Annotated in this window: 15 protein-coding genes; 14 read left to right on the top strand and 1 reads right to left on the bottom strand. The window is 48.5% G+C overall.

The annotated features are described in order from the left end of the window. Nucleotides 1-335 precede the first annotated feature (335 nt). The 7 genes from EDM21_RS22675 to pssA all read left to right on the top strand — a co-directional run bounded on the left by EDM21_RS22675 (nucleotide 336) and on the right by pssA (nucleotide 8,486). The gene (locus tag EDM21_RS22675; RefSeq protein WP_068777645.1) at nucleotides 336-797 is read left to right on the top strand and encodes a CtsR family transcriptional regulator; all 462 of its coding nucleotides are present in this window, start codon (nucleotides 336-338) and stop codon (nucleotides 795-797) included. Nucleotides 798-808: 11 nt separating this feature from the next. After that, complete coding sequence (locus EDM21_RS22670; RefSeq protein WP_068777646.1) at nucleotides 809-1,327, top strand: UvrB/UvrC motif-containing protein; 519 nt, start codon at nucleotides 809-811, stop codon at nucleotides 1,325-1,327. A gap of 84 nt (nucleotides 1,328-1,411) precedes the next feature. Then, nucleotides 1,412-2,434 carry a protein arginine kinase gene (locus tag EDM21_RS22665; RefSeq protein WP_235918331.1) on the top strand — a complete coding sequence of 341 codons (1,023 nt, stop codon included), beginning with the start codon at nucleotides 1,412-1,414 and terminating at the stop codon, nucleotides 2,432-2,434. Nucleotides 2,435-2,487: 53 nt separating this feature from the next. Further along, entirely contained in the window at nucleotides 2,488-4,926 is a 2,439-nt protein-coding gene (gene clpC, locus EDM21_RS22660; protein ID WP_157338654.1) for an ATP-dependent protease ATP-binding subunit ClpC, read from the top strand. Between the two features lie 160 nt (nucleotides 4,927-5,086). Continuing rightward, nucleotides 5,087-6,454 carry a DNA repair protein RadA gene (gene radA, locus EDM21_RS22655; protein WP_157338653.1) on the top strand — a complete coding sequence of 456 codons (1,368 nt, stop codon included), beginning with the start codon at nucleotides 5,087-5,089 and terminating at the stop codon, nucleotides 6,452-6,454. Between the two features lie 113 nt (nucleotides 6,455-6,567). Then, on the top strand, nucleotides 6,568-7,647 hold the full coding sequence (disA, locus tag EDM21_RS22650) for a DNA integrity scanning diadenylate cyclase DisA (RefSeq protein ID WP_068777650.1): 1,080 nt from the start codon (nucleotides 6,568-6,570) through the stop codon (nucleotides 7,645-7,647). An 89-nt stretch (nucleotides 7,648-7,736) separates the two neighbouring features. Continuing rightward, a complete protein-coding gene (gene pssA / locus EDM21_RS22645) occupies nucleotides 7,737-8,486 on the top strand; it encodes a CDP-diacylglycerol--serine O-phosphatidyltransferase (protein ID WP_068777651.1) in 750 nt (249 codons plus the stop codon). Between the two features lie 198 nt (nucleotides 8,487-8,684). Here the strand turns inward: pssA and EDM21_RS22640 are convergent, their stop codons facing one another. Further along, nucleotides 8,685-9,080, bottom strand: coding sequence for a nucleoside triphosphate pyrophosphohydrolase family protein (locus tag EDM21_RS22640; RefSeq protein WP_068777652.1), 396 nt, complete (start codon nucleotides 9,078-9,080; stop codon nucleotides 8,685-8,687). A gap of 164 nt (nucleotides 9,081-9,244) precedes the next feature. Here EDM21_RS22640 and EDM21_RS22635 point away from each other — a divergent pair, with 164 nt between their 5' ends. The 7 genes from EDM21_RS22635 (at nucleotide 9,245) to EDM21_RS22605 (ending at nucleotide 16,052) form a co-directional block, all read left to right on the top strand. Next, nucleotides 9,245-10,291 (top strand): PIN/TRAM domain-containing protein, encoded by a 1,047-nt coding sequence (locus EDM21_RS22635; RefSeq protein ID WP_157338652.1) that lies wholly within the window; start codon nucleotides 9,245-9,247, stop codon nucleotides 10,289-10,291. Between the two features lie 110 nt (nucleotides 10,292-10,401). Next, on the top strand, nucleotides 10,402-11,106 hold the full coding sequence (gene ispD, locus EDM21_RS22630; RefSeq protein ID WP_166542140.1) for a 2-C-methyl-D-erythritol 4-phosphate cytidylyltransferase: 705 nt from the start codon (nucleotides 10,402-10,404) through the stop codon (nucleotides 11,104-11,106). Beyond that, entirely contained in the window at nucleotides 11,103-11,588 is a 486-nt protein-coding gene (ispF, locus tag EDM21_RS22625; RefSeq protein ID WP_068777655.1) for a 2-C-methyl-D-erythritol 2,4-cyclodiphosphate synthase, read from the top strand. Before ispD ends, ispF begins: the two co-directional genes overlap by 4 nt. 52 nt (nucleotides 11,589-11,640) lie before the next feature. Next, nucleotides 11,641-13,095 carry a glutamate--tRNA ligase gene (gene gltX / locus EDM21_RS22620; RefSeq protein ID WP_157338651.1) on the top strand — a complete coding sequence of 485 codons (1,455 nt, stop codon included), beginning with the start codon at nucleotides 11,641-11,643 and terminating at the stop codon, nucleotides 13,093-13,095. Between the two features lie 407 nt (nucleotides 13,096-13,502). Further along, a complete protein-coding gene (cysE, locus tag EDM21_RS22615) occupies nucleotides 13,503-14,174 on the top strand; it encodes a serine O-acetyltransferase (RefSeq protein WP_157338650.1) in 672 nt (223 codons plus the stop codon). Beyond that, a complete protein-coding gene (cysS, locus tag EDM21_RS22610; RefSeq protein ID WP_157338649.1) occupies nucleotides 14,155-15,552 on the top strand; it encodes a cysteine--tRNA ligase in 1,398 nt (465 codons plus the stop codon). Before cysE ends, cysS begins: the two co-directional genes overlap by 20 nt. Further along, a complete protein-coding gene (locus tag EDM21_RS22605; RefSeq protein ID WP_157338648.1) occupies nucleotides 15,549-16,052 on the top strand; it encodes a Mini-ribonuclease 3 in 504 nt (167 codons plus the stop codon). Before cysS ends, EDM21_RS22605 begins: the two co-directional genes overlap by 4 nt. The last annotated feature ends 65 nt before the right edge of the window (nucleotides 16,053-16,117 follow it).

Genomic DNA, 16,117 nt, shown 5'->3' with positions numbered 1-16,117 from the left:
TCGGTCGAGGGCTTGACCTATAGGTCTTTACGAGAGTAGAGGCCGTCATCGGAAGCATCGCTTAGGCGGTGCACCACAAGATCTTTGGATGGATCTTTTACATCTTTCGCTGCTAGTTTTCAGGGTACAAATCAAACCCCTACGAATGAAAAATTCGTAGGGGTTTTTGCTTTATTTGCATAAAATGCAGGATAGCGTTAAAACTATAGAGAGGGGCAATTAAAGAGTAGCCCTTATCAGGCACTTGCATAATTTACAGGAACTGATTATAATTGAGTTAAGGTCAAAGAAAGTCAAAGTCAATTTACTTCTCAAGTAACGGGGAGGATGAATTGATGCGTAATGTTTCCGAGATTATTGAGCAGTACTTAAAGCACATTCTTCAGCAAAGTGCTGAGGGATCGGTTGAAATTCAGCGCAATGAACTTGCTGATCAATTTCAATGCGTGCCATCTCAGATTAATTATGTCATCAGTACGCGGTTTACCCTTGAAAAAGGATATGTGGTTGAAAGTAAGCGCGGCGGCGGTGGATATATTCGCATTCAGAAGATCGAATTAAACGCCTATGGTACACTGCTTGATACCATCATGACAACCGTTCGTGATAGTATAGATCAAGCTTCTTCTGAAGGATTAATCTACCGGCTGGAAGAAGGAAGAATTATTAGCCGCCGGGAAGCTGCTATTATTAAGGCAGCTATATCACGGGATGTGCTCCAGTTTAAGCTTCCCCTGCGCGATGAAGTGCGCGCCCGGATTTTGAAAGCCATGCTGATATCCTTACTGAGCAAATAAGGAGGGGTAGTATGACATGCCAGGAATGCGGTCAACGACCCGCAAGCCTACATTTTACGAAAATCGTAAATGGGGAAAAGACGGAATTTCACTTCTGTGAATCATGCGCCAAAGAGAAAGGCGAACTGATCCCGGGTACACCCGGAGGATTCTCGATTCACAACCTGCTTTCTGGGCTGTTGGACTTTGATCCATCCTCAGGAGCCATGAGCAAGGCCCGCCCTATACGCTGCGAGCACTGCGGGCTTACTTATTCCCAGTTCAGCAAACTCGGGCGTTTCGGCTGCAGCAACTGTTATCAAAGTTTCAAGGAAAAATTGGACCCTCTTTTTAGAAGGGTTCACGGCAATACCCTCCATGTCGGCAAGGTGCCCAAAAGATCCGGTCAAGAGATTGAACAGAAACGTGAGATCGAGCGGCTCAAAAAGGAACTGCAGGGACTTATTGAGCAGGAAGAGTTCGAGAAGGCTGCCCAATTAAGGGACCGCATTCGAGACCTTGACAAGAAACCAGCTGACAGCAGCGGTTAATCGCTTTGCCTCATGCCTTTGAATGATGGAATAAAGGAGGGGTTCCCTTTGAAACATTTTGTAGAAGAAGCACTGAGCGAATGGATGAAAGGGGACGGGCCGGATACGGACATTGTGATAAGCAGCCGTGTTCGTATTGCACGGAACTTGAAGGATTATCCTTATCCGATGTTGGCCACGATCCAGCAGTCTGCGGAAGTGCTAGAGCAAGTATCAGCCGTACTTCAGAATGAAGATTTAAAAACAATTAGTGAATTCACACTTGTGCCGCTTCATGAGTTAAATGAACTGGAGAGAAGAATTCTGGTTGAAAAGCATTTGATCAGCCCGAACCTGGCAACAGAGTCTCGTAATGGTGCTGTTATTCTAAATGAGAACGAATCGATCTCCATTATGGTTAATGAAGAAGATCATCTTCGTATCCAATGTTTATGCCCGGGTTTTCAAATTAAGGAAGCGTGGGATTTGGCCAATCAGCTTGATGATATTTTCGAGTCCCATTTGGATTACGGATTTGACGAAACGAGAGGTTATCTTACCAGCTGTCCGACTAATGTGGGAACAGGTATCCGCGCATCGGTTATGATGCATTTACCGGCGCTTGTGCTTACCCAGCAGATCAACCGCATCTTATCCGCTGTTTCTCAGGTTGGTTTGACAGTTCGCGGATTATATGGCGAGGGCAGCGAAGCGCTGGGGAATTTGTTTCAAATTTCTAATCAGATCACCTTAGGGCAGTCTGAAGAGGAAATCATCGATAATCTTTATAGTGTAGCCAGACAGATCATTGAACATGAGCGTGCTGCACGCAAACAGCTGATGCAGGAATCCCAGATCAGGATTACAGACCGGGTTATGCGGTCCTATGGGATTTTAACGCATGCATCTATCATAGACTCCAAAGAAGCCGCCCAAAGGCTTTCGGATGTCCGTCTGGGAATTGACCTTCAAGTAATTGAACATGTTCCCACACATACGATGAATGAACTTCTCGTGATGACACAACCTGGTTTTCTGCAGCAAATCGCCGGAACACTCCTGTCACCTGATGATCGGGATATACGGCGGGCACAAATTATACGCAGCCGATTCAATGCCGTGTCATAACGTTTAATGCTACTATACGGTTTTCGTTCGAAATTACAATGGAGGTGCTAAGTATGATGTTTGGAAGATTTACGGAACGCGCTCAGAAAGTTCTTTCTCTTGCGCAGGAAGAAGCAGTACGTTTGGGTCACAATAATATCGGCACAGAGCATATTCTGCTCGGCCTTATTCGTGAAGGGGAAGGAATTGCTGCCAAAGCGCTGGTGGCTCTCGGACTCGGACTTGAGAAAATTCAAGACGAGGTAGAATCCCTGATCGGCCGTGGACAAGAGCAGCCCTCCAATATCGCTTACACACCACGTGCCAAAAAGGTCATTGAACTTTCTATGGACGAAGCGAGAAAGCTTGGCCATACCTACGTCGGTACGGAGCATATCCTGCTTGGTCTGATCCGTGAAGGTGAGGGAGTCGCCGCCAGAGTGCTAAACAACCTCGGCATCTCTCTTAACAAGGCCCGCCAGCAAGTTCTGCAGCTGTTAGGCAGCAGTGAAGTGGTATCAAGCAATCACGGGAGTGGCAACAATGTCAATACGCCTACCCTAGACAGTCTGGCGAGGGATTTGACTTCCTTTGCGAAGGAAAACAACCTGGACCCGGTAATTGGCCGCTCGAAGGAAATTGAACGTGTTATTCAAGTTCTGAGCCGCCGGACCAAAAATAATCCGGTATTGATCGGAGAACCTGGCGTAGGTAAAACGGCTATTGCCGAAGGTCTCGCTCAGAAAATTATCAACAATGAGATTCCAGAGACATTAAAAGATAAGCGTGTTATGACGCTCGATATGGGTTCCGTCGTTGCAGGCACTAAATACCGCGGTGAATTTGAGGATCGTCTCAAGAAGATCATGGATGAGATTCGTCAGGCAGGCAATATCATTCTCTTCATCGATGAGCTTCACACACTAATCGGTGCAGGTGGTGCTGAAGGGGCAATTGACGCTTCGAATATTCTGAAGCCGGCTCTAGCACGCGGCGAACTGCAATGTATTGGTGCCACGACTTTAGATGAATATCGCAAATATATCGAGAAAGACGCGGCACTGGAACGCCGTTTCCAGCCAATCACTGTCGATCAGCCGACCCCGGAGGAAGCTATCCAGATTCTCCATGGTCTTCGTGACCGGTATGAGGCGCATCACCGGGTTAAGATTACGGATGCCGCTATTGAAGAAGCTGTTAAATTATCGGACCGCTATATCACAGATCGCTTCCTGCCAGATAAAGCAATCGATTTGATCGATGAGGCGGGTTCGAAGGTAAGACTCCACTCTTACACGGTACCGCCTAGTCTGAAAGAGCTGGAACAGAAGCTTGAGAATATCCGTAAGGAAAAAGACGCTGCTGTGCAGAGCCAGGAATTCGAAAAGGCTGCTTCCCTCCGCGATACGGAACAGAAGCTTCGTGAAGAGCTGGACAGCACAAAGAACGAGTGGAAAGAAAAACAGGGACGTATGGACACGGAGGTTACTCCGGATGACATCGCCCAAATTGTAGCTAGCTGGACAGGAATCCCGGTTCGCAAGTTGGCAGAAGAAGAGACCGAGCGATTGCTGAAAATGGAGGATATCCTCCACAATCGTGTAATCGGTCAAGAAGAAGCCGTTAAGGCTGTCTCCAGGGCAATACGCCGGGCTAGAGCGGGTCTAAAGGATCCGAAGCGTCCGATGGGCTCCTTCATTTTCCTGGGACCTACCGGTGTTGGTAAAACGGAGCTTGCCCGTGCACTGGCTGAATCCCTATTCGGCGATGAGAATGCGGTTATCCGTATCGATATGTCGGAGTACATGGAGAAACACTCCACTTCCCGTCTGGTCGGAGCGCCTCCAGGGTATGTGGGCTATGAGGAAGGCGGACAGCTGACTGAGAAAGTACGCCGTAAACCTTACTCGGTTGTCCTGCTTGATGAAATCGAGAAAGCACACCCGGAAGTCTTTAATATTCTGCTTCAAGTGCTGGAAGACGGACGTTTGACAGATTCCAAGGGCCGTACGGTTGACTTCCGCAATACGCTGATTATTATGACGTCTAATGTGGGCGCTGATATGATCAAGAAGAATTCTACGCTTGGTTTCACGGCAGTTCAGGATTCCGGTAAAGATTATAACAACATGAAGGATAAAGTCATGAACGAGCTCAAGAAAAGCTTCCGTCCTGAGTTCTTAAACCGGATCGATGAAATCATTGTATTCCATTCTCTGGATGAGAAGCATATCGCAGAAATCGTCAGTCTCATGGCGGAGGAATTGCGCAAGCGTCTCAAAGACCAGGAAGTGGACTTCAAGCTCACCGAAAATGCTAAGAATTTCTTGGCAAAAGAGGGATTCGATCCAAGCTATGGAGCGCGGCCTCTGCGTAGAGCCATCCAGAAACATATTGAGGACCGCCTGTCCGAAGAGCTGCTGAAAGGCAGCATTTCAAAGGGAGACTCCCTTACTATAGACGAAAAAGAAGGAGCGTTAGTTGTTCTGAAGAACGAGAACGCTATGTCATAATCGTAATAAAATTTGTAAGCATTTTGTGGTACTGTAAGAGTACTGCAAAATGCTTTTTCTTTTGAAAGTACTTTCATAGCATTCGCAAAAATGGTAAACTTTGAATGACGCTGGAACCTGTTCCTTGTTTTAGCGTAGAAAGAGAAAGGACCTTCGCGCCATGAGCAAAACGAAAACAAAATTCATCTGCCAGCAGTGCGGGTACGAGACCCCCAAATGGCTCGGCAAATGTCCCGGCTGCGGAGCATGGAACAGTTTCTCCGAAGAAGTTGAAACGGTTATTAAGACGCAGGGGATGAATTCAACCTTTCTGCGGACGAAAGAGAAACCAACTCCGATCATAAACATAGAGAGTACCTCTGAACAGCGCGTGCTAACCGACAATGGAGAGCTTAACCGCGTTCTAGGCGGAGGATTTGTTCCAGGTTCCCTAATTCTGGTTGGTGGAGATCCAGGTATCGGCAAGTCTACTCTGCTGTTGCAAACTTCACATTCGCTCACGAAAGAAGGGCGTAAAGTGCTGTATATCTCCGGTGAGGAATCGATCCGGCAGACAAAGCTGCGGGCAGATCGTCTGAATGCCGTTTCTCCGAACTTATATGTGCTGTGCGAGACGAATATGGAAGTTGTGGAAGAGGCTATCCAGGATGTGCAGCCTGATTTCCTGGTCATCGATTCCATTCAAACCGTATATCACCCGAGTGTTTCCTCAGCACCAGGAACAGTTTCACAAGTACGTGAATGCACGAGTCACTTCATGCGCATAGCTAAACTTAAGAACATTGCCACCGTCCTGGTGGGCCATGTAACGAAAGAAGGAGCCATTGCCGGTCCCCGTCTGCTCGAACATATGGTGGACTGTGTGCTCTATTTCGAAGGAGAACGGCACCATACTTACCGGGTGCTTCGTGCGGTGAAGAACCGTTTCGGTTCAACCAATGAAATCGGTATTTTCGAAATGCTGGAGAGCGGCTTAGCCGAAGTAAGCAACCCCTCGGAGCTGTTCTTGTCCGAGAGGCCTCTGGGCGTAGCAGGTTCGACCGTCGTCGCAAGCATGGAAGGTACCCGGCCGGTTCTTGTTGAGATACAGGCACTTGTGTCGACGACCAACTTTCCCTCTCCGCGGCGGATGGCAACAGGGGTAGATCATAACCGGCTGTCCCTCATCATGGCGGTTCTGGAGAAACGCGTGGGCATGTTTCTCCAAAGCCAGGATGCCTATCTGAATGTGGCAGGAGGTGTAAAGCTGGATGAACCGGCTGTTGATCTCGCTGTGGCAATCAGTATAGCATCCAGCTTCAAAGAAATGCCGACCCAAGCCTACGATGTCGTGTTCGGTGAAATCGGCTTAACCGGCGAAGTGCGTGGCGTATCGCGCATTGATCAGCGGGTCAAGGAGGCCCAGAAACTCGGATTCAGGCGTGTTATTATGCCGGAGAAAAGTCTTAAGGGCTGGACGCCCCCGCAAGGTATTGAAGTGATTGGCGTCAGCACGGTATCGGAAGCTTTATCCGCGGCACTGGGCTGACGGAGCAGGAGCCAGGCGTGAGAAAGCTTAGATTGGCATCTCCCTCCTACCAAGGATACAAGCGATAATGCCATCAAGACTGTACAGAACGGATATGCTTCAGGAGGATTAACATGAGTAAAGAAGAAACCAAACGAGATGTGATGAGCCAACTGCTCCAGCTGGTCGCTCCCGGTACGCCATTCCGCGATGGGCTTGAGAATGTGCTTCGCGCTAAGACGGGTGCTTTAATCGTAGTCGGATGCAGTCCGGAAGTCATGGAAGTAGTAGACGGGGGCTTTAGCATTAATTGCGATTTTTCACCGAATTACTTATATGAACTGGCCAAAATGGACGGCGCCATCATCTTAAACGAAGACGGCAAGAAGATTCTTTATGCGAATACCCAACTGGTACCCAGTTCGTCGATTCCTTCGATCGAAACCGGAATTCGTCATCGTACAGCGGAACGGGTAGCCAAACAAACGAATAAGTTAGTGGTCTCGATTTCCCAGCGGCGCAATATCATTACCCTATATCAAGGGAACTTGCGCTACTCACTAAAGGATATTGGTGTCATTCTTACGAAGGCTAACCAGGCCATTCAAACACTGGACCGGTACAAGACAGAACTGGACCAGTCTTTAATTAATCTCGGTGCTTCTGAATTCGAGGAACTCGTTACCCTGCATGATGTCACCAATGCCATCCAGCGGGTTGAGATGGTGCTAAGAATTAAGAATGAACTTAACCGTTATATCACGGAACTCGGAACAGAGGGCCGGCTTATTTCTATGCAGCTGGAGGAACTTGTCGGGAATACCGAACTTGAAGAAAGGCTGCTGCTCAAAGACTACGTCAGAGAGCTCAGTGAGGATAAGATCAAAGACATTCTTCTGGGACTCAAGCGACTGTCCTCTGAAGAACTGCTTGACCCGCATCATATTATCAGACTGCTTGGCTACCCTCATACAAGTTCTATTGTGGAGGAATTGGTCTCTCCGCGGGGTTTCCGGGTCTTGAATAAAATCCCGAGACTGCCATCCATCATCATTCATAATCTGGTTGAAAAATTCGGTCGCTTGCCTCATATAACGGTGGCTTCCATTGAAGAATTGGATGAGGTTGACGGAATTGGAGAAGTCCGGGCCAGAGCTATTAAGCAGGGTCTACGAAGAATTCAGGAACAAGTACTAATTGACAGACATATTTAAATTGCATACAATCATAGGGTAATTAAAGAGAGAAGTCGCGTTGTTTGTATTAATGGGGTAAAGTATACTTAGAGGTGGACTAAACTAATATGATAACAAAATCGCTTCCTAGCCTGTTTACTGTTGGGAATCTGTTTTTAGGTGTTCTTGCCATTATCCTTGTCTTTAACGAGAATCCGGATATGGCGGCAGTACTCGTTATTGTGGCTATGCTTCTTGACGGGTTGGACGGGCGAGTTGCACGTGCATTGAATGCACAAAGTGAGTTTGGTAAAGAGCTGGACTCTCTGTCGGATGTTATTTCTTTCGGGGTAGCACCCGCGTTTATTATGTACGTAGTAGCTTTTGGCGATATCAGACCTGCTGCGGCTGCCTGGATCGTGACGGCATTGTTCCCAATTTGCGGAGCCCTTCGTCTTGCACGCTTCAACGTAGTTGCCGGAACACCCGGGTATTTCATCGGACTTCCTATTCCAGCAGCTGGGGGCATTCTTGCAACACTGGCGTTGTTCCATAACGAAATTAACGTGTTTGTTCTTCTTGTCAGTACCATCTTGCTTTCCTATCTGATGGTCAGCAATGTGAAATACCCTAACTTCAAGAAAGCAGGCATTCCCAAAGCGGCAATCTGGGTTACGCCAATTATTGTTCTTGTAGCTGTAGTTATCGCCATTAAGGAACCATCCTTTATTTCTAAAATGATTTTTATTCCGCTGGTCATTTATGCCCTGTATGGCTTAAAAAAAAACGTTGATCGCCTCTTTACTCTCCGCCGCAGGAAGCGTAAAGGCAAAGGCGTGGAAGTCGAAGAATTAGCAAATTCCAAGACTCATCTGTAATGGGAAGCCGGAGGGCTTCCTTTTTTATATCAACAGCCCCCCTTTATAAGGCATGATCATCCCTAATCTTTATCATAATAAAGTTCGGGAATTCTCATAGGTCACCAAATAGTGCTGTATATTCGGTTTAAAAAAGCATTTATTTTCTTCCGTAAAGAAACGGAGGAGAATAAATGCTTTTTTTATTCGGACTCATATCTAAGACAAATTAAAAAAACCGAGCGTCGTACATTTCTTGGACTCATCTTCCAGGACCTTCTCAAGATTAACGTCAAGCAGGTTAGAAAGCGCGGATAAGTAGAACAGGTGCTTCCCGATTTCGGCTGCAACGGCATCCATGCAATGCTCACACAGGTTGCCTTCCAAATGAGTTTGCAGTTCATCTTTAGCTTGATCCAGAGTCATTTCGGGTGAATAAGATTGTTTCTTGGCATTTACTTCGATACAACCGCATTCTGTGATGGACTTGGTCACGGAACGGTTCACACCGGCGCTGGATTGTTGAACCTTGGAAAGGACATCAAGCAAACTACGGTGACGAAGAAGCAGCTCGCCAACCTGGTCTTGGAAATCTTTAAGGGATAGGGCATTCATCTCATGCACCTCATTTTGAATTTCATCTCATCTTTATTATATAGAAGATCAGCAGATCAGGCAATCAAAGTGAGGCAGGGCGTTTAATCGATCATTATTTGGAACATACTGGTAGAAGGGGAATTTATCCTCATACATTGCATTGATGGAGGTGAATCCGTAGGATGAGATGGATTCAATGGATTGTGGCCGTTTTGGGTGGTGCGCTCGGTTACGGGTGGAGTGATGCCATTATACGATTATTGGGAATTACAGACACCAAGGAGATGAGTTATACAGTAGCAGGTGCAAGTGCTCTTGGAATGTTTCTCTTGACGCTAATAGGAATGGGACTGATTTTGAATCTTTTGAGGAGGGGAGAGAGCAAGTTATCTCAGCTTCCAGCGGAAGATTTACTGCCTGCCGCTTTTGGCATGGTCATCGGTTTGCTGGTGTCTGTGCTTGTGTTTCCTGCCTTGGAACGGATTCATGTGATTTTGGCGGGTACCGTTACGGTCTTACTCGGAATGATGGGATACCGGATCGGTTACCAGAAAAGAGATGAACTAGCCGACTTGTTTTCCAGCCAAAAAGGCGGGGGAGGCGGACGGGGAAAGCACCCGGAGGAACATAAAATTCTTGATACAAGTGTCATCATAGATGGACGTATTGCGGATATATGCAAAACCGGGTTTATTGAAGGAACTTTGGTTATTCCTGAATTCGTACTAGAAGAGCTGCAGCATATAGCGGATTCATCCGACCTGCTTAAGCGCAACCGCGGACGCCGAGGTTTGGACATTCTGAACAAGATTCAGAAAGAGCTCGATGTAAAGGTGCTGATTTATGAAGGAGATTTCGAAGAAATCTCTGAAGTTGACAGCAAGCTTGTACGTCTGGCAAAAGTGCTCCAGGGTAAAGTCATTACCAATGACTTTAACTTGAACAAAGTTTGTGAGCTTCAGGGAGTTTCGGTTCTGAACATCAATGACCTCGCTAACGCGGTGAAGCCCGTTGTTCTGCCGGGCGAAGAGATTCTGGTGCAGGTGATCAAAGACGGTAAGGAACACGGCCAAGGAGTGGCCTACCTTGATGACGGTACAATGATTGTGGTTGAGGGCGGACGTGACTTTATAGGTTCCCTGCTTGAAGTCATGGTGACGAGTGTTCTGCAGACATCTGCGGGACGGATGATCTTCGCCAAGCCGAAGCTATTGGAAAAAGCGCAATAAACGGTTATCATAGGGAGAGTATTTACACCGGGTTCGGTTTGACTGCTGCATGTGCAGTCGCATGTGCAGTCGCTGCTGAATTAGGCCCGTTGATAACCGGAGGGAATGCAGTGAACAAAGTCGGCGCTATTGTCGTCGCCGCCGGTAAAGGCTCGCGGATGCGGACGGCGGAGAGTAAGCAGTACTTGGAGCTGGCGGGAAAACCGATACTGGTGCATACGCTGGAGCTGTTCGAAAGGATTCGGGAGGTGGACTCGGTCGTCCTTGTTGTAGGGGAAGGGGATGTCAGCCGCTGCGAATCTTATAAAACTCAATATGGATTGGACAAGGTCACCCGCATTGTAGCGGGAGGTGGAGAGCGGCAGGATTCCGTGAGCTTGGGACTTAAGGCTTTGCCCGACGGCACAGAGTGGGTACTTGTGCATGACGGTGTGCGCCCGCTGGTGTCCGAGCAGCAAGTGCTAGCCTGTCTGGATAAGGCTGCCGTTACGGAAGCGGCTGTTCTAGCCGTGCCCGTTAAAGATACGATCAAAGTTGTAAACGACAAGGGGCATATCGTGTCAACACCGGACCGCAAAAGCTTGTGGGCGATACAAACGCCGCAGGCTTTTCGGCTTTCGCTGCTTCTGCAGGCGCACCAAATGGCCGGGCAGGATGGGTTTGTCGGGACAGACGATGCTATGCTGGTCGAAAGAACAGGCGTTACCGTTCATGTAGTTGAAGGGGATTACTATAATATCAAAATCACAACACCAGAAGATCTGCCCTGGGCGGAATGGATCATGGGCAGCAGGAGAGGAGACGGCAGCAAATGATTCGTGTCGGGAATGGATTTGACGTTCATCAATTAACAGAAGGCCGGAAGTGTATTATTGGAGGAGTTACGATTCCTTATGAGAAGGGTCTGCTGGGCCACTCAGATGCGGATGTGCTGCTGCATGCGATTACGGATGCGATCCTTGGTGCGCTCGGTTTGGGCGACATCGGCAAGCATTTTCCGGATACGGCGGCAGAATTTAAAGACGCGGATAGCCTGGTTCTCCTTAAAAAAGTCTGGGGACTAGCCAAGGAGCGGGGTTACAAGCTCGGGAACGTGGATTCAACGATCATCGCACAGAAGCCTAAAATGGCACCTTATATTCCTCAAATGGCTGAAATTATTGCAGAGGCGCTTGAGGCTGAGCTCGAACAGGTTAATGTTAAAGCAACCACAACAGAACAGCTTGGTTTTACCGGCAGAGGCGAAGGGATTGCAGCTCAATCTGTTGTTTGTTTGGTGAAAGGTATGCTATCATAGACTATTATTTATATGACCCCCAAAGGGAAGACGGAAGAGAGGTTTGACCTACATGAGTACCCCAATCCGCGTTCGTTATGCGCCAAGTCCGACTGGGCATCTGCATATCGGTGGAGCGCGTACCGCACTATTCGATTATTTACTGGCTCGTAAGAATGGCGGACAATTTATTGTCCGTTTTGAAGATACGGATCAGACACGTCATGTGGAATCCGGCGTACAAAACCAGCTGGATGGCCTAAGCTGGCTCGGTTTGAATTGGGATGAGTCTGTTGATGTGGGTGGTCCTTATGCGCCTTATCGGCAGATGGAACGCCTTGATCTATACCGTCCTTTCATTGATCAGCTGCTTCAGGACAAGAATGCTTACCCCTGCTATTGCTCCGAACAAGAAATCGAGCAGGAGCGTGAAGAGCAGGAAGCACGCGGTGAGACGCCTCAGTATTCCGGCAAATGCCGCCATCTGACCGATGAACAAAAAGCCCAGCTTGAAGTGGACGGCCGTAAGCCATCTATTCGTTTTCATGTCCCTAAGGATAAAATAATTTCTTTCACGGATAAAGTAAGAGAAGGGGTCGAGTTCGAGACCAACGGGATCGGCGACTTTATTATCGTCCGCCCGGATGGTATCCCGACCTATAATTTCGGGGTTGTTCTTGACGATCATCTGATGAGAATATCGCTGGTTATCCGCGGCGAAGAGCATCTGACCAATACACCGCGTCAGATTATGCTGTACGAGGCTTTGAAGCTTCCGCTCCCGGAATTTGCGCATTTATCGCTTATTCTGAATCCGGACCGCAAAAAAATGAGCAAGCGCGACGAATCGATAATTCAGTTCGTCCAGCAGTACAACGAGCTCGGTTACTTACCGGAAGCGGTTGTTAACTTCATTGCCCTGCTTGGATGGTCTCCGGTAGGGGAAGAGGAAATGTTCACGCTCGAAGAGCTTGTGGAACAATTCGATCTTGATCGTGTATCGAAGAGTCCGGCCGTGTTCGATATGGACAAGCTTAACTGGATGAACAATCATTATTTGAAAAAAGCCCCGCTGGAACAAGTAGCCGGCTTAGCAATCCCGCACCTGCAGAAGGCCGGTCTTGTAGCGGCCGAGCCGACCGAGGACCAGCTCCGCTGGGCAACCGAGCTCGTGGGCTTGTACCAGGAGCAGCTCCGCTACGCGGCGGAGATCGTTGACTTGTCCGAGCTGTTCTTCCGCGAACAACTGGCCTTCGACGAAGAAGCGTCCGCTCTTCTGGCGGAAGAGCATGTGCCGGCTGTTCTTCAAAGCTTCCTGAAGCAGGTGGAGAACGCGGCAGATCTGGAGCCGGGCAATGTGCAGAAGCTGCTCAAGAATGTCCAGGCCGAGACCGGCTATAAGGGCAAGCAGCTCTTCATGTCTATACGTGTGGCTTTGACAGGCCAGATGCACGGAAGAGACTTGAACATGACGATCCACCTGCTGGGTCGTGACAAAGTGCTGGCGCGTCTAAGCAGCTTATTGTAAACCGGGCTGTTTTGGGCTATACTGTAACCAACTTTATATGTACATGAACAGCATTGAACAGGAGAGTACACATAAGAAGGACCTTCAGAGAGGATAACCAGGCAGGCTTATTGGCCGCCAGGCTGCAAGTTATCCGATCCTTTTATGAGGAAATGCACCTGCGAGCTGCTGCACCGAAGTGACGTTCATCGTCCGTAGGTGCCGCCGGGTCGTTCCCGTTAATAACGAATAAGTTGGGAGACTTCAGAGTCACCAAGCAGAGTGGAACCGCGATAACACGCCTCTGCAGCCTTTCGGGCTGCGGAGGCTTTTTCTCTTTAAGGAAGAAGCGTATAGTTTTTCTCTTTTTTTGCAGAGAGTAGAGGTAGGAGCTAAGCTTTTTAGAACGAATAAGAAGGTGATGAACCTTGTGGAAATTTTTACGTTCCGATATCAAGGCGGTATTTGAGAACGACCCCGCTGCCCGCAGTTGGTTTGAAGTCGTCTTTACTTACTCCGGGCTCCATGCCATATGGGCACACCGGATTGCGCACTGGTTTTACATCAGAAGATGGTTTGTCATTGCCCGAATCGTTTCTCAGTTCAGCCGTTTTATGACAGGCATTGAGATTCACCCTGGAGCCACGATCGGACATAGACTGTTTATTGATCACGGGATGGGGGTAGTGATTGGCGAAACCTGTGAAATCGGGGATGACGTTATTCTTTATCAAGGAGTAACGCTTGGCGGTACGGGGAAAGAGAAGGGCAAGCGTCATCCGACGATCGGCAACAAAGTCGTGATTTCCTCCGGGGCTAAGGTGCTCGGTTCTTTTAAGGTGGGAGACCAATCTCTAATCGGAGCTAATTCCGTTGTTCTAAAAGAAGTTCCCGCAAACAGTACGGTCGTCGGAATACCGGGTAAAATAGTGAAACGGGACGGCATCCGGGTAAACCGGCTGGATCATGGTAACGTGTCAGACCCTGTGGGTGATATCTGCCGCTCTTTACAGCTGCAGATCGACGATCTAAAAAAAGAGTTGGAAAAAGAAAAGATAAAGAATGGAGGACTCAGGGAGCATGACACTCAGAATGTTTAATACCATGACGAGGGAAAAGGAAGTATTCGAGCCCCTTGAATCAGGTAAAGTAAAAATGTATGTCTGCGGTCCGACCGTATACAATTACATTCACATCGGGAACGGTCGTCCCGCTATTTTCTTTGACGTCGTCCGGCGCTATTTGACGTATATCGGCTATGAAGTCAATTATGTGGTTAACTTCACAGATGTGGACGATAAAATGATCCGCAAGGCGGAAGAAACCGGCGAAACGGTGCAGGAACTGGCAGATCGCTTTATCGCGGCGTACAAGGAAGATATGGAGACTTTGCGTATTGAACCGGCTTCCATTAATCCGCGTGTTACCGACAACATGGAAGTGATTATTACGTTTATCAATTCGCTCGTTCAGCAAGGATTTGCTTATGAAAAAGGCGGAGACGTTTATTTCCGTACTTCCCGCTTTAAAGACTACGGCAAGCTCTCGCATCAGAATCTGGATGAGCTTCAGTATGGTATCCGTATTGAAGTCGATGAACGCAAAGAAAATCCGCAGGACTTCGTTCTCTGGAAAGCGGCTAAGCCTGGAGAGATCTTCTGGAGTAGTACGTGGGGGAACGGCCGTCCCGGTTGGCATATCGAATGTTCGGCTCTCGTACACAAGTATCTAGGTGCCACGATTGATATTCATGGTGGGGGTGTCGATTTGACGTTCCCGCATCACGAGTGTGAAATTGCCCAGACGGAAGTTCTGACAGGCAAGCCGATGGCTAAATATTGGCTCCACAATGAATTTCTTAACATTGATAATGAAAAAATGTCCAAATCACTTGGTAACGGGGTTCTGATTAGGGAAGTGGTTAAGCAGGTTCGTCCGGAGGCACTCCGGTTCTTCATGCTTTCTTCCCATTACCGCAATCCGCTTAACTTTAGTGAAGATGGCCTGACGCAGGCTACGAACGGGCTTGATCGCATTCAGAACAGTGTGACTAACTTGAAGCATCGTTTAACCATTGCGCAGGAAGATGTGCTAGACGATCAGGTGGAGAAACGTGTTAAAGATATTGAGGCTCAGTTTATTGCCAAAATGGATGATGATTTCAACACGCCTGACGCCATCACGGCTGTGTTCGATCTTGTGTCTGAAGCTAACCGGGTACTACAGCAGGATCGTGTATCGGCACCTACACTAAGATTCCTGATGGGCCGCTTCCGTGCTTTTGATTCCGTGCTGGGTATTCTGGCGGAGGAGAGAGAGGAACTGCTTGATGAGGAAATCGATAAGCTGATAGGGGAAAGAAATGAAGCGAGACGGGCTAAGGACTGGACGCGAGCAGATGAAATCCGGGACTTACTGACTGAGAAGGGCATATATCTTGAGGATACACCACAGGGTATTCGCTGGCGCAGGAAATGAACCAGCCCTCTTTACCGGTGAATGCCCAGTTGTTTAGCTACCCGCCAGCCCAGAAGCCGGAACTGCTCAACCCGCTTGTGCTGGCTTACATCGGAGATGCCGTCTATGAGATGTTTGTCAGACAGTACGTCATCTCCCTGCCCAATCAGCGGCCTAACCATCTGCACCGCACCACAACCCGCTATGTATCGGCTAAGGGGCAGTCCCGGGCACTGCAGCATATGTTGCCGCTGCTTACAGAAGAAGAGGCTGCTATTGTAAAGCGGGGACGCAATGCTAAATCCGGAACTATCCCCAAGAATGCGGATGTACTGGAATATCGCCACAGCACAGCTTTTGAATGTCTAATCGGCTATTTGTATTACAAGCAGTCCTCGGAAAGACTGAGGTATCTGATGGAGGTTTCGCTTACACCTGAGAAGGCGGCTGAAGCGGCTGCGGCTTCTTTGGAGAGTGGGCCCGCAGCAGATCAGGCGGCGGAAGATGCATCCAGTCAGTAAGGGCCTGAATGATGGAACCGGCGGCGCCCGGTTCTTCACAACGGGCAGCTCTGTCCGATGCGGAC

This window comes from Paenibacillus lutrae (assembly GCF_009757775.1).
Lineage (GTDB): Bacteria > Bacillota > Bacilli > Paenibacillales > NBRC-103111 > Paenibacillus_F > Paenibacillus_F lutrae.
The sequence above is the reverse complement of the archived record's forward strand: the minus strand, read 5'-3'. Positions and strand labels throughout refer to the sequence as shown.